This is a genomic window from Mesorhizobium sp. SEMIA396 (genome assembly GCF_024518615.1).
Classification (GTDB): Bacteria; Pseudomonadota; Alphaproteobacteria; order Rhizobiales; family Rhizobiaceae; genus Mesorhizobium.
This window is the reverse complement of sequence record NZ_JANIFC010000001.1, coordinates 645,043-657,561: the sequence shown is the minus strand read 5'-3', so window position 1 is coordinate 657,561 and position 12,519 is coordinate 645,043. Positions and strand designations below refer to the sequence as shown.

Sequence of the window (12,519 nt, the reverse complement as noted above, 5' to 3'; positions counted from 1 at the left end):
GACACGCCTCCCCAAACGCTGCAATATAGGTCAACTTGGCTGACCTATATCCCCTCTTGGCCGCGAATTGAAGTGTGCCTGAACGATTTCCCGAATGCGCCAGCGCGGGCGCACTGCTCGAACGCCGCGAGCAGTTCCACAAAAAATGTGCAGCGGTTTCCGTCCGCCTAAAGGCTCTTCTTGTAGCCGAGATGGCTGCCGGTGAAGCCGAGGCTTTCGTAGAAACGGTGCGCGTCCGCCCGCCCCTTGTCGGTGGTCAGTTGGACGAGGCTGCAGCCCCGCGCCCGGCACGCGTCGATCGCCCATACGATCATCTGCCTGCCGATGCCGTCCGAGCGCCTGTGGCCGGCAACCCGAACCGCCTCGATCTGGCCGCGCCAGGCGCCTTTGCGCGAGAGCCCGGCAAGGAAAGAAATCTGCAAGGTACCGATCACTTCGGCCCCGTCGACAGTCACCGCCAGCAGCTGATTGGGATCGGCGTCGATGGCGTTGAAAGCATCGACATAGCCTTGGGCCAGCGGCATGGAAGCGTCCTCGCGGCCGGCGCCAAGCGGATCGTCGGCCAGCATGGCGATGATGTCAGGCAGGTCGGAGGCCTGCGCACGGCGGAAGGTGATCATGGTGTCGAGATATCGCGAGGCACTGGTGGCCGCAAGATTTGAATATGCTCTCCACCGGGCGCTGGTGCCGCCCCTCATCTGCCTGCCGGCATCTTCTCCCCGTATAGTGACGGGGAGAAGGACGCTGTGTCAGATGATTTCGCCAAATCGCCAGCGTCGCAGAAAAAGCGCCAACGTGGCGGCCGGCCCCTTTCTCCCCGTCACTATACGGGGAGAAATGTCCGGCAGGACAATGAGGGGCAGCGCTAACTTTGCTGGCTACAGCTCGCCCTCATACGTCAGTTGCGCCTGCGTCAGCGCCCGATCCAGCCTTTCGCCCTCGGCATATCCAGCCAGATTCTGCGGCCGCTCCATGTCAGGCAGCAGCCTCGGACACGGCTCGGCGGCGCCGACCACCATCCGCACCGGGATGACGCCGGCCCACACCGGATGCCCGTAATCCTCCTCGTCGTCGCCGACGCCCTTGGCGCGCACTTTGGCCGATGCCTCCTCGATGCGCATGCCGATCACCGTCGTCGCCTTGGCCTCCTGCACCGAGATCGGCCGCAAGGTCTCGCTCCGGCCGGGATAGAAGCGGTCGACGACTCCGGCCAGCGCCTTCAGTTTCTCATCAGGTTCGTCGATGATCCGCGCTGTACCGAAACACATTGCCGAGCGGTAATTGGCGGAATGGTTGAAGCCCGAGCGCGCCAGCACCAGCCCGTCGAGATGCGACACCGTCAGACACGCCGGCGTGCCGCCGCGCAGATTGCGCAGCATGCGGCTGGCCGACGAGCCGTGCCAGTAGAGCATGTCGTCCTCGCGCCAGTGGATGGTCGGCGTGCAATAGGGCTGGCCGTCGAACGTATAGGCGACATGGCACAGCAGCCCGGCATCCAGCACCGCGAAGACTGCCGCATGGTCGTAGCTGCCGCGCTCGTGCAGGCGCTTGACGCGGTTGCGGCTGGTGGTCGGAAAGCTGGCTGGCGTGTCGTTCACGGCTTGCATCCTTGGTTGTTGTCTGCCAACCATGCGCCATGACATTGGTTGATAAAAGAACCAATCCGATGAAGAAAAAACAGACCAATTTGCCGGATTGGTCGGCGCTGATCCCGGTCCTCCCGGGCGACGGCCCGCGCAGCCGCGAGCTTTATGCGGCGCTCAGGCGGCTGATCGAGACCGGCGCGCTGGCCGCCGGGGCCAAATTGCCGACCACCCGGGATCTCGCACAGCGCTTCGGCCTATCGCGTTCGGCGGCGGTTGCCTGTTTTGAAATGCTGGTCTCGGAAGGCTTCGCCGTCGCCAGGATCGGTGCCGGAACCTTCGTCGCGCCTGACGTGCCGCATCTGCCGACAACACTGGTCAAGCCACGGCCACCCGAGATCGATGCCGCCACCTCGCTGCCTTGCGGCCTTGGCGTGGCGGTGTCCGATCCGCGCACGCTTAATTTGTTTCGCATCCTTCTGTCGCGCCACCTCGCTCGCCCCGGGCCGGAGCATTTCCGCTATGGCGATCCGCGCGGCGGCCTGCCGCTGCGCACGGCAATTGCCACCTATCTCAGGACCGCACGCGGCGTGCGCTGCGATGCCGGCCAGATCGTGCTGACTTCGGGCACGCAGCAGGGGCTGGATCTTCTGGTGCGCGCCGCGCTCAGCCCCGGCGATGCCGTCTGGATCGAAAACCCCTGCTATCCCATGGCGCAGGCCGTGCTGGCCGGCAGCGGCGCCAGGGTTTTTGGGGTACCGGTCGACGCGGAAGGGCTCGATCCCGAGATCGGCGAAAGCCTGTGCTCCAAGGCGCGCGCGGCCTATGTCACGCCCTCGCATCAATATCCGCTCGGCGTGACGATGACGATGCGCCGCCGTCTCGCTTTGCTCGACTGGGCTCGGCGCAACGATGCCTGGATCATCGAGGACGACTACGACAGCGAGTTCCGCTATGCCGGCCCGCCGCTGACCTCGCTGCAGGGCATGGACGGTTCAGACCGTGTCGCCTATCTCGGCACCTTCTCGAAAATCCTCTTCCCCGGCCTGCGCATCGGCTATGTCGTGGTGCCCGAAGCGCTGCTCGATGCCGTGATGGCGGTCAGGGCGCGCTCCGACCGCTTCCCCTCGACGCTGGCCGAAGGCGCGCTGACCGACCTGTTGAACGAAGGCCATTTCGCCGCGCATCTCCGGCGCGTGCGCCGCCGCGTCCAGGCCGCGCGCGACGTCCTGGTCGCCGGCCTCGAGGCGCATTGCGGCGATGCCCTCGAAGTAACCGTGCCCGAACAGGGGTTGCATTTGATGGCGACGCTGAAGGACGCCGGGCCGGACACCGCGATCGTCGAGGCGGCGAAGGCGGCGGGTGTCGGCGCCAGGGCCTTGTCCTCAATGTTCATCGGCGGGGCGCCCCGGCAAGGTCTGGTGCTGGGTTTTTCGGGGTTTTCGGACGAGGAGTTGATGGCCGCGACGGTGCGACTGGGTGGGGTGGTTCGGCAGCAAGCCCGGTGAGCCAACGAGAACCGCCTCATTGGTGCGCCGGCATCGAACTGTAGAGCCCCGTCAATTCCCATTCGCTGGCCCGGCCTTGCCGCACTGCGCCAGCACCTTGCCGATGGCCGCGCTGGAGCCCTTCAGCGGAAAGCTGATCTCGCCATATTTGGCTGAACTGACCGACACATCGCCCTTCCCGCGCAGCAGGTCGAACAGCGGATCGGCTTTCGCCAGATTGACCACGAAGTAGTTGTACATGGCCTCCAGCTGCAGTGTCTTCGTTACCGTCTTGCCGTCGGCCTTGAACGCGAACGAACCGCTGATGCCAGGTTCCAGCAGCTGGCCGGCGGCACCGAGATCGTAGCTCAGCACCGGCGTGTCGAAACAGGTGAGCATCATATGCGCATCGCCTTTCGGCCCGCCGCAGACCGAAGCCGTCAGCACGCTGCCGCCCTCGTCTTCCTCCATCTTGGCGCTCCAGCCACCGCACGACGCGGCAAACGCCGGCTGCGCGGCCTGCACGACGGCCAAGGCACCAGCGACGATGAGATGTGCAACTCTCATGACTCCCCCAATTGACTGCCTCCAGGGCATTTGCAGCGCCCGTCGGCAGCATATAGGAAAAAGCGATCCGATGGCATTGCCCGTTGCGGCAGCCGGTCCTGTTTCGTGGAGAGTTGGATTGAGAGCCTGCGTTCGCCTGTGTCTGTCCTTTGCCGCCCTGCTTGCCTCGCCGCTCACCGCTCGTGCCGAGTGGAAGCCGGTCGAGAAAATCGAGCCCTACGCGATCTCGGGCCGGTCCGGCGCCGAACTCTACCGCTCGATCGGCGAGAAAGGGCCAAAGCTCGGCATTGCCCGCGCCATCGCCTACACCAATTTCAAGCTGACCTGGGGGTTAAGGGACTACAAGCCCAAGGGCAAGGACTGCGTGCTGACGGCCGGGCGGCCGAAGCTGATCGTCACCTACACCTTGCCAAAACCTTCCGGCTCCCTGCCGCCCGCCGTCCAGAAGAACTGGGAAACCTTCATCGCCGGCGTCGCCGCCCATGAGAAGGTGCATGGCGCCAGCATGGTCCAGATGGTCCACGACATCCAAGCCGCGACGAACGGCCTGACCGTCGCCGACGATCCCAAATGCAGCAAGACAAGGGCCGAGGTGGTGAAGCGGCTTGACGCGATCTCGAAGGCGCGGGTGCTGGCAAGCCGCGATTTCGACCGCGTCGAATTCGGCGATGGCGGCAATTTACAGAAACTGGTTTTTTCGCTCGTGACCGGCCCCTGACTGGCGCGGACCGCAGTCCGAAGTTGGCGGCAGTGCTATCTTCGACCGCTGGCGCCGGCCGCTTCGCCCAGCTCACCGCGTTTCCGCACTCGCCCTCAGCTCCGCCCGCTTCTCGTCCGAGACGACGGCCAGATCCAGCACCTTCTGCAATTCGGCGGCATGGCGGAAGGACGGTTCGGCCTGCACGCCGGATCGCACCGCGTCAGTGAAACGCTGGTAGTTGGTCGGCACCGTGCCGGCGTCGAGCTCTTCCCATATGGCGTTCTCGACGTTTTCGCCGATGCAGGCCTTGAGCGTCGAACCATCCAGATTGTGCACCACTTCGATGCCGCCCTTCTCGCCATAGATGCGCAGGCGCAGCTCGTTGAGATGGCCAGTCGCCCAGCGGCTGGCATGCACCACGCCGAAGGCGCCGTTGGAAAAGTCCAGCGTCATGGCGAAGCTGTCATTGGCGTCTAGCCCGTAGTCGCCGATGCGGTTGCCGGGCGCCTTGTCGAAGGCGCGCAGCCGGCAGAAGACATGGTCGATGTCGACGGCTGCGCCATAGCTGGCGAAATCGAGGATGTGGATGCCGACATCGCCAAGCACGCCATTGGAGCCGTGGCCGCGTGACAGGCGCCACAGCCATTTCGGATCGGTGCGCCAGTCGCCCCAGAATTTCGACACCAGCCAGCTTTGCAGGTAGGACGCCTCGACATGCCTGACGGTGCCGATCTCGCCCGCCTGCACCATCTGGCGGGCCTTCTGCAGCGCCGGCACATTGCGATAGGTGAGGTTCACCATGTTGACGATGCCGGCGGCCTCGGCGGCGTCGGCCATCTCGGTCGCCTTGCCATAGTTTTCGGCCAGCGGCTTCTCGCACAGCACCGGCTTGCCGGCGGCGACCAGCGCCATGGTGGTCGGGTGGTGGATGCGGTCCGGCGTGACATTGGCCACCGCGTCGAACTCACCCCATGTCAGCGCCTCATCCAGCGCGGTAAAGCGGTTGGGAATGTCAAAACTGTCGGCGAACTCGCCGACCCGTGCCGGATCGACATCGACCGCGCCGACGATGTCGACGCCGTCGATGGCGGTGAAGCGCCGCGCATGTTCCTGCGCCATCCAGCCGGTGCCGAGTATCAAAAGCCGCATTCTTTGCTCCTTGGGGTGAGATGCCGGGATCCCCCCGGCCGACGCCCTCAAATAGCGCGTATGATGCCGCCGTCGACCCGGATGTTCTGGCCGGTGATGTAGCCGGCGCCTTCGGACGCCAGGAAGGCGATGGTCGCGGCGATTTCTTCCGAGGTGCCGTAGCGCTGCATCGGCACACTGTCGCGGCGTTCTTCTGTGGCCGGCAGGCTGTCGATCCAGCCGGGCAGCACGTTGTTCATGCGCACATTGTCGGCGGCGTAGGTGTTGGCGAAGATCTTGGTGTAGGCGGCAAGCCCGGCACGGAACACCGCGGACGTCGGGAACATCGGGCTCGGCTCGACCACCCAGGCCGTCGAGATGTTGATGATGGCCCCACCCTTCTGCTTGACCATCTGCGGCGCCACGATGCGCACCGGACGGATGACGTTCAGCAGATAGACATCCATGCCGGTGTGCCATTGCTCGTCGGTGATTTCGAGGATCGGCGCACGCGGCCCGTGGCCGCCGCTGTTGACCAGCACGTCGATGCGGCCAAAACGTTCGAGCGTCAGGTCGACGAGACGCTGCAGATCTTCATTGGATTGGTTGGAGCCGGTGACGCCCAGCCCGCCCAATTCCCCAGCCAGCGCCTCGCCCTTTCCGGACGACGAAAGAATGGCGACCTTGAAGCCGTCCGCCGCCAGCCGCTTGGCCGCCGCCGCACCCATGCCGCTGCCGCCGGCCACCACCACAGCTACTTTTTCTACACTCATCGGATTTTCCTCTCAGGGTTTGCGGGCACCGCAAGCGGTGTTTTCGGGAGCTGAGCGTTGATATAGCTGGTTTTCCCCGCTGGTTCGAACCAGAATGCCTGAAATCAACCTGTAGAAAAACTCCTGCATGCCCGAAGCCTTCCTCAGCCTGCCGCCGTTGAATGCGCTGCGCGCCTTCGAAGCCTCGGCGCGTCATCTCAACTTCCGCATCGCCGCCGAAGAGCTCAATGTCACGCAAGGGGCGGTCGCCCAGCACATTCGCGGGCTGGAAGCCGATCTCGGCACAAAGCTGTTCGAGCGGCTGCCGCGCGGCCTGGCGCTGACCGATGAGGGCCGCGCCTATGTCCCCAATATCCGCCGCGCCTTCGACCTGATCTCGGAGGCGACGCTGCTGCTTCGTCCCGAGCCGGCGCGGCTGACGATCAGCGTGACGCCGAGCTTCGCCACCAAATGGCTGATCCCGAGATTGCACGACTTCGTCGCGCACAACCCGCTGGTCGATTTGCGCGTGCTGGCCAGCGAGAGCCTGTCGAGCTTCCAGGCCGATGGCGTCGACATCGCGGTCAGGCAAGGCCGCCCGCCCTTCGGCGCTGGGCTGATCGTCGACCTGCTGTTTCCCCAGCAGATCGTCGCCGTCTGCAGCCCGGCCTTGCTGCCGGAAGGTGTTGCTGAAATCGCAGCCTCCGAAATCCAGCACCATGTGCTGCTGCACGATGCCCACAATCTGTGGCCGGAATTCATGGAGAAAGCGGTCGGCCTGAAGATGACGACCGAATTGAAACGGATGCGCTTCAACCAGACGGGCCTGGCCATCGACGCGGCCGTCGCCGGCCAGGGCATTGCGCTGGCCAGCCGCTTCCTCGTAGCCGCTGATCTCGCCACGGGCCGCCTGGTTCAGCCCGTCAGCGGCGAAATGCGCGGCACGCAGGATTTTTATGTCGTGATGCCGAGAAAACAGCGCCACCCCGAGCCGACGCAAGCCGTGCGGCAATGGTTGCTGGATGCGGGAGAAAGGCCGCCGCTCTAGATCGGCAGCAAGGCGTCGGGCTTCACATTGGCGATCGAAGCGTAGGTGTGTGTCTCCCGCACCCCGGGCAGCGGCAGGATGACGCGCTGCAGGAAATCCTGGAACATCGCCATGTCGGCGATGCGCGCCTTGACCAGATAGTCGAAGCCGCCGACCACCATGTGGCATTCGATGATCTCGGGCGCCCGCAGAACCGCCTCGGCGAAGCGGTCGAACACATGCGGCGCCGTGTGGTCGAGCCGCACCTCGATGAAGACGAGCTGCGCCTGCCCGATCCGAGCAGGATCGAGCACCGCGCGCACGGCGCGAATGAAGCCTTCGGCGAACAGCCGCTTGACGCGCTGCGTCGCCCCGGTCGGCGACAGACCGACCCGGCGCGCCAGATCGAGCGTCGTGCGGCGGCCGTCCTCCTGCAACAAACGTAGCAGCGAGCGGTCGATACGGTCGAGATCGTCCATTGCAGGATTCACACTTTTTGACCAGAACAAACGTGATAATCACGCCAAAGTAGCAAAAGCAGTATATTTCATCACGCTCCCGGACTGCAATACCGTTGTCGTGCAACCGACAACGAAAGCGTATCCCATGACATCAGCGATATCGACCTCCCGCAGCGCCCAGGCCAAGGGTGACATGCCCGTACTCATCCTGAGCGAGGCCGAGGTGAAAACCTGCATCGACCTGCGCCAGCTTCTCGACGTGCTCGCCGGCGGCTTCAAGGCCTTGTCCGGCGGCAAGGTGGTCAATCCGGCACGGCCGCAGCTCGATGTTCCGCAGGCCGGCTATTCGCTGGCGATGTCGGCATGGATAGCGGGCATGCATCTGACGGTGAAGATCGTCAACGTCTTCGAGGGCAACGTCGCCAAAGGCATCCCCAGCCACCTCGCCACCATCCATCTGTTCGACCCGCAGACGGGCATGCCGGTCTGCGTCATGGATGGCACCTACATCACCGCCGTGCGCACCTCCGGCTCGGCCGTGCTTTCGGTGCGTGAACTCGCCCGCCGCGACGCCAAGGTCGCGACGGTGGTCGGCGCCGGTGTGCAGGCCGGCCAGCATCTGCATCTTTTGCCGCTGGTGCGCGATTTCGCCGAAATCCGCGTTGTCTCGAAGGAGTTTTCGGATGCACAGGCGCTCGCCGCGCAACATCCCGGCGTCGTTGCCGTCGCCGATATCGAGGCCGCGGTGCGCTCGTCTGACGTCGTCTGCCTGGCAACGCATTCCTATGCGCCGGTGATCTCGGCCGACTGGGTGCGGCCCGGCACCCATGTCTCGTCGGTCGGCGTCGCCCCACCCGGCGGCGAGTTGCCGGTCGAGCTTGTCGGGCGGGCCATCCTTTTCGTCGAGACCAAGGACGCCTTCGCGCCGACCCCGGTCGGTTCCTGCGAACTGGTGGGCATTGATCCGGAAACCGGAACCGAGCTTGGCGAAATGCTGCTCGGACTGCGGCCGGGACGCGTCAGCGCCGATCAGGTCACCGTCTACAAGGCCATGGGCGTTGCAATGGAAGACATGGTGGCCGCCGATCTCGCCTATCGCGAAGCGGTTCGGCGCGGAATGGGACGTGTAGTTGCGCTGTAGCGGAGCCGCTCAATTGTTGGAGCCAGCGCCGCCCGTCGATAGGATCGTCCTTCTCCCCGTGAACGGGGAGAAGATGGCGGCAACCAGATGAGGGGCAGCACCAACGTGGAGGGTTGGGACCTGCCCCTACCCCTCCACCGTCTCCAGCACGCTCAGCAGCGCGCCCTCCATGTCAGGCTCGTCGCCGGAGCAGACGCACAGCATCTCGGCGTCGCCCTCGCCCACCGACAGGTAGGCGTGACCCATGGTGGAATCGATATAGACGCTGTCGCCCTGTTTCAGCCGCACCGGCGCGTACTGGTCGGTGTGCAGCTCGATCTCGCCCTTGAGCACGATCAAAAATTCCTCGCCGGCATGCCTGGTCAGCGGGCCGAATTCCTGCAGCGTGCGGGCGCGTGCATAGGCGTGGATCGGCACCATGCGCTTGCGCACCAGATCGGTGGCCAGATAGCGGTAATCGTAGTTGCGGGTCAGCTGGCGCAGCGTGTTGGACTGCGAGGTCACCGAACGACGGGTGCGCGCGGCCGGCTGCTTGCGGTCGCCGCTGAGCAGCTCGGTGACATGGATGCTCAGCCCCTCGCAGATCTGCAGCAGCTTGTCGTAGCTCAGCGACATCTGGTCGTTCTCGACTTTGGACAGCGTCGACACCGCGACGCCAGTCAGCGTGCTGACCTCCTGCAAGGTCCAGCCATGCGTCTTCCTCAAGCCGCGCAGGCAATCACCGAGGTTCGGTTGCTCCGACATCGTCAGCTCCTGGCGCGGCCACCGGGCCGCTTCTTCACCCTAGGTAGTCCAACTCCCTGCCGCCATCAACAACGCTAACAATTTTCTTATACGCTAAATATTGACTGGATACGAAATTATTTCTACCCCTAGGACATGCAGTCCAAGTCTCTCCAAAAAATCGTCGTCATCGGAGGCGGCATTGCCGGCCTTTCGCTGGCGACGGCCGTGCAATCCTGGGCCGAGATCACCGTGCTCGAGCGCGAGCCGCATCTCGGCTACCACGCTAGCGGCCGCTCCGCGGCGCTGTTTTCCGAAACCTATGGCAATGCGCTGGTGCGGGCGCTGTCGCTGGCCAGCCGGCAGGCGATCATCGATGGCGGCTTCGCCGCCCACCGGCGCGGCGCGCTGCACGTCGGCGGTGTCGAAGACAGTGCAGCCGTCGACCGCATGGCGGCCGAGATGCAGGCGCTGGTGCCGAGCGTACGGCGCCTGTCAGCAGCAGAAGTCACCGCGCTGGTGCCGGTCATCGCCACGGCAACCACCTGCGGCGGCGTGCATGAACCCGGCGCGCTCGATGTCGACACGGGAAAGATGCTTGCAGCTTCAGCCTCCGCGCTCAAGGCCGGCGGCGGCGTGATCCGCACCGGCGAGGAAGTGCTGGAGATTTCCCGCGTCGCAAATGGCTTCAGCGTCACCACCAATGCCGGCGCCTACCAGGCCGACATCGTCGTCGACGCCGCTGGCGCCTGGGTCGATGTCGTCGCCGGGCTGGCCGGTCTCTCCGGTCTCGGCTTCCGGCCGAAGCGCCGCACCGCCTTCCTTTTCGATCCGCCCGCCGGCACCGACATCAGCGCCTGGCCGCTGGTGGTCGATTTGCATGAACAATTCTACTTCAAGCCCGATGCCGGCAGGCTGATCGGCTCGCTGGCCGACGAGACCGATTCCGAACCCTGCGACGCCTATCCGGAAGACATCGACGTCGCCATCGCCGTCGACCGCATCGAACAGGCGACGTCGCTGCGCATCGGCCGTCCGTCGACGCCATGGGCGGGCCTGCGCACCTTTTCGCCCGACCGCACGCCGGTCATCGGTTTCGACCCGCGCCTGCCCGGCTTCTTCTGGCTCGGCGGCCAGGGCGGCTACGGCTTCCAGGTGTCGCTGACGCTGGCGCGGCTGGGTGCGGCGCTGCTGCGCGGCCAGCCGCTGCCGGACGATCTCACGGCACGCGGTATCACCTCCGCCGCGCTTGCGCCCGACCGTTTCATCACCCCGGCGGCGACGCCATGAACTTCACCGGCCTGCCCTTCCCTCAACCCGTAAAGTGTCATCAGGAGCGTTTGCGATGAAATCCGTTCTGCGCGCAGTCCTTAGCTCGTCCTTGCTGGCCTCGTCCGTCCTTCTTGGCGGACAGGCCTACGCCAAAACCCTGGTCTATTGCTCGGAAGCCAATCCCGAAACCTTCAACCCGGCGATCGGCACGGCGGACTCCACCATGGATGCCGCCGCCAAGACGATCTTCAACCGGCTGGTCGAGTTCAAGCCTGGCACCACCGAGGTCGGGCCGGCGCTGGCCGAAAGCTGGGAGGTCTCAGCCGACGGCAAGATCTACACGTTCCACCTACGCCACGGCGTGAAATTCCAGTCGAACGACCACTTTACACCGTCGCGCGAGTTCAATGCCGACGACGTGCTGTACACCTTCAACCGCCAGCGCGACGCCAGCAATCCCTACCACAAGTTCGGCGGCGGCGCTTACGAGTACTTCAACGCACTGGGCATGGGCTCGCTGATCGACAAGATCGACAAGGTCGACGACCACACCGTGCGCTTCACGCTGACGGCGGCCAACGTCACCTTCCTGCCCGGCATTGCGCTCGACTATCTCTCTATCCTGTCGTTGGAGCAGACCGAAAAGATGGTCACCGCCGGCACGCCGGAACTGATCGATAGCGAGCCCGTCGGCACCGGCCCGTTCGTGCTGCAGGCCTATGTCCCCGACAGCCAGATCCGCTACGCCGCCAACAAGGATTATTGGCGCGGCCCGCCGAAGATCGACACTCTGGTGTTCGCCGTTACGCCCGAACCGACCACGCGCGTCGAGCGTCTCAAGGCCAATGAGTGCCAGGTCGCCGCCCCGCCCCCGCCAAGCGCCGTCGCCGATTTGCGCACCGATCCCGACATCACCGTGCTCGACCTCAAGGGTCAGAACATCGGCATCCTCGGCTTCAATGTCGAACACCAGCCGCTCGGCGATGTGCGCGTGCGCATGGCGCTGGCCAAGGCCGTCGACCGCAAGGCGATCGTCGACGCCGTCTATGCCGGCGCCGGCACGGTCGCCGGCAGCGTCGTGCCGCCGGCGCAGATCGGGGCCGTCACCGACGCCGGCATCGACTATGACCCGGATGGCGCGAAGGCGCTGCTGAAGGAAGCCGGCCACGAGAGCGACCTGAAAATCAGCCTGTGGGCGATGCCGGTATCGCGGCCCTACAATCCCAATGCCAAGCGCATGGCCGAGATGATCCAGGCCGACTGGGCGAAAGTCGGCGTCAAGGCCGAGATCGTCAGCTTTGAATGGGGCGAATATCTCAAGCGCACCGCGGCGGGCGAACAGGACGCCTATCTGCTCGGCGGCAGCAGCGACAATGGCGACCCCGACAACATGCTGAGCTACCTGCTGTCCTGCGACGGCGTGAAGGGCGGCTCCAACCGCTCGCGCTGGTGCGATCCGGCCTTCGAGAAGCTGCTGCAGGACGGTCGCGTCGCCGCCGATCCGAAACAGCGCGCCGACATCTACGCCAGGGCGCAAGCGATCCTGAAGGTCGAGGTGCCGGTGGCGCCGATCGCCCATTCGGTGGTGGCGATCCCGATCCGCAAGAGCGTGCTCAACTACGTGCTCGACCCCTTCGGCCGGCAGAACTTTGCCGCCGTCGATATGGCGGAGTGAAGC

At 65.0% G+C, this 12,519-nt stretch carries 13 protein-coding genes; 6 read left to right on the top strand and 7 right to left on the bottom strand.

Annotated elements, in window-relative coordinates:
• Positions 1-167: 167 nt before the first annotated feature.
• Together NP503_RS03260 and NP503_RS03255 are read right to left on the bottom strand one after the other, a co-directional pair.
• Entirely contained in the window at positions 168-620 is a 453-nt protein-coding gene (locus NP503_RS03260; protein WP_127272036.1) for a GNAT family N-acetyltransferase, read from the bottom strand.
• A gap of 258 nt (positions 621-878) precedes the next feature.
• The gene (locus NP503_RS03255; RefSeq protein WP_164748791.1) at positions 879-1,631 is read right to left on the bottom strand and encodes a pyridoxamine 5'-phosphate oxidase family protein; all 753 of its coding nucleotides are present in this window, start codon (positions 1,629-1,631) and stop codon (positions 879-881) included.
• Positions 1,632-1,666: 35 nt separating this feature from the next.
• Between NP503_RS03255 and NP503_RS03250 the strand changes: the two genes are divergently transcribed.
• Positions 1,667-3,091, top strand: a complete 1,425-nt coding sequence (locus NP503_RS03250) for a PLP-dependent aminotransferase family protein (protein ID WP_127272052.1) — start codon at positions 1,667-1,669, stop codon at positions 3,089-3,091.
• Positions 3,092-3,142: 51 nt separating this feature from the next.
• Here the strand turns inward: NP503_RS03250 and NP503_RS03245 are convergent, their stop codons facing one another.
• Positions 3,143-3,637 (bottom strand): hypothetical protein, encoded by a 495-nt coding sequence (locus NP503_RS03245; RefSeq protein ID WP_236382752.1) that lies wholly within the window; start codon positions 3,635-3,637, stop codon positions 3,143-3,145.
• A gap of 118 nt (positions 3,638-3,755) precedes the next feature.
• Here NP503_RS03245 and NP503_RS03240 point away from each other — a divergent pair, with 118 nt between their 5' ends.
• Positions 3,756-4,355, top strand: a complete 600-nt coding sequence (locus NP503_RS03240) for a DUF922 domain-containing Zn-dependent protease (RefSeq protein ID WP_127270851.1) — start codon at positions 3,756-3,758, stop codon at positions 4,353-4,355.
• A 72-nt stretch (positions 4,356-4,427) separates the two neighbouring features.
• Here NP503_RS03240 and NP503_RS03235 read toward each other — a convergent pair whose 3' ends face one another.
• Together NP503_RS03235 and NP503_RS03230 are read right to left on the bottom strand one after the other, a co-directional pair.
• Positions 4,428-5,486, bottom strand: coding sequence for a Gfo/Idh/MocA family protein (locus tag NP503_RS03235; protein WP_127272050.1), 1,059 nt, complete (start codon positions 5,484-5,486; stop codon positions 4,428-4,430).
• Between the two features lie 47 nt (positions 5,487-5,533).
• Entirely contained in the window at positions 5,534-6,238 is a 705-nt protein-coding gene (locus NP503_RS03230; RefSeq protein WP_023813851.1) for an SDR family oxidoreductase, read from the bottom strand.
• Between the two features lie 127 nt (positions 6,239-6,365).
• Here NP503_RS03230 and NP503_RS03225 point away from each other — a divergent pair, with 127 nt between their 5' ends.
• Positions 6,366-7,265 carry a LysR substrate-binding domain-containing protein gene (locus NP503_RS03225; RefSeq protein WP_127271872.1) on the top strand — a complete coding sequence of 300 codons (900 nt, stop codon included), beginning with the start codon at positions 6,366-6,368 and terminating at the stop codon, positions 7,263-7,265.
• Here NP503_RS03225 and NP503_RS03220 read toward each other — a convergent pair.
• On the bottom strand, positions 7,262-7,723 hold the full coding sequence (locus NP503_RS03220; protein WP_023813853.1) for an Lrp/AsnC ligand binding domain-containing protein: 462 nt from the start codon (positions 7,721-7,723) through the stop codon (positions 7,262-7,264). The genes NP503_RS03225 and NP503_RS03220 overlap by 4 nt on opposite strands.
• Before the next feature lie 127 nt (positions 7,724-7,850).
• Here NP503_RS03220 and NP503_RS03215 point away from each other — a divergent pair, with 127 nt between their 5' ends.
• Positions 7,851-8,846, top strand: a complete 996-nt coding sequence (locus tag NP503_RS03215) for an ornithine cyclodeaminase family protein (protein WP_127271377.1) — start codon at positions 7,851-7,853, stop codon at positions 8,844-8,846.
• 126 nt (positions 8,847-8,972) lie between these two features.
• Here the strand turns inward: NP503_RS03215 and NP503_RS03210 are convergent, their stop codons facing one another.
• Positions 8,973-9,590, bottom strand: a complete 618-nt coding sequence (locus tag NP503_RS03210) for a helix-turn-helix domain-containing protein (protein ID WP_127271375.1) — start codon at positions 9,588-9,590, stop codon at positions 8,973-8,975.
• 135 nt (positions 9,591-9,725) lie between these two features.
• Here NP503_RS03210 and NP503_RS03205 point away from each other — a divergent pair, with 135 nt between their 5' ends.
• On the top strand, positions 9,726-10,859 hold the full coding sequence (locus NP503_RS03205; protein ID WP_127272047.1) for an FAD-binding oxidoreductase: 1,134 nt from the start codon (positions 9,726-9,728) through the stop codon (positions 10,857-10,859).
• 55 nt (positions 10,860-10,914) lie between these two features.
• Complete coding sequence (locus NP503_RS03200; RefSeq protein WP_127269268.1) at positions 10,915-12,516, top strand: ABC transporter substrate-binding protein; 1,602 nt, start codon at positions 10,915-10,917, stop codon at positions 12,514-12,516.
• Positions 12,517-12,519 lie beyond the last annotated feature (3 nt).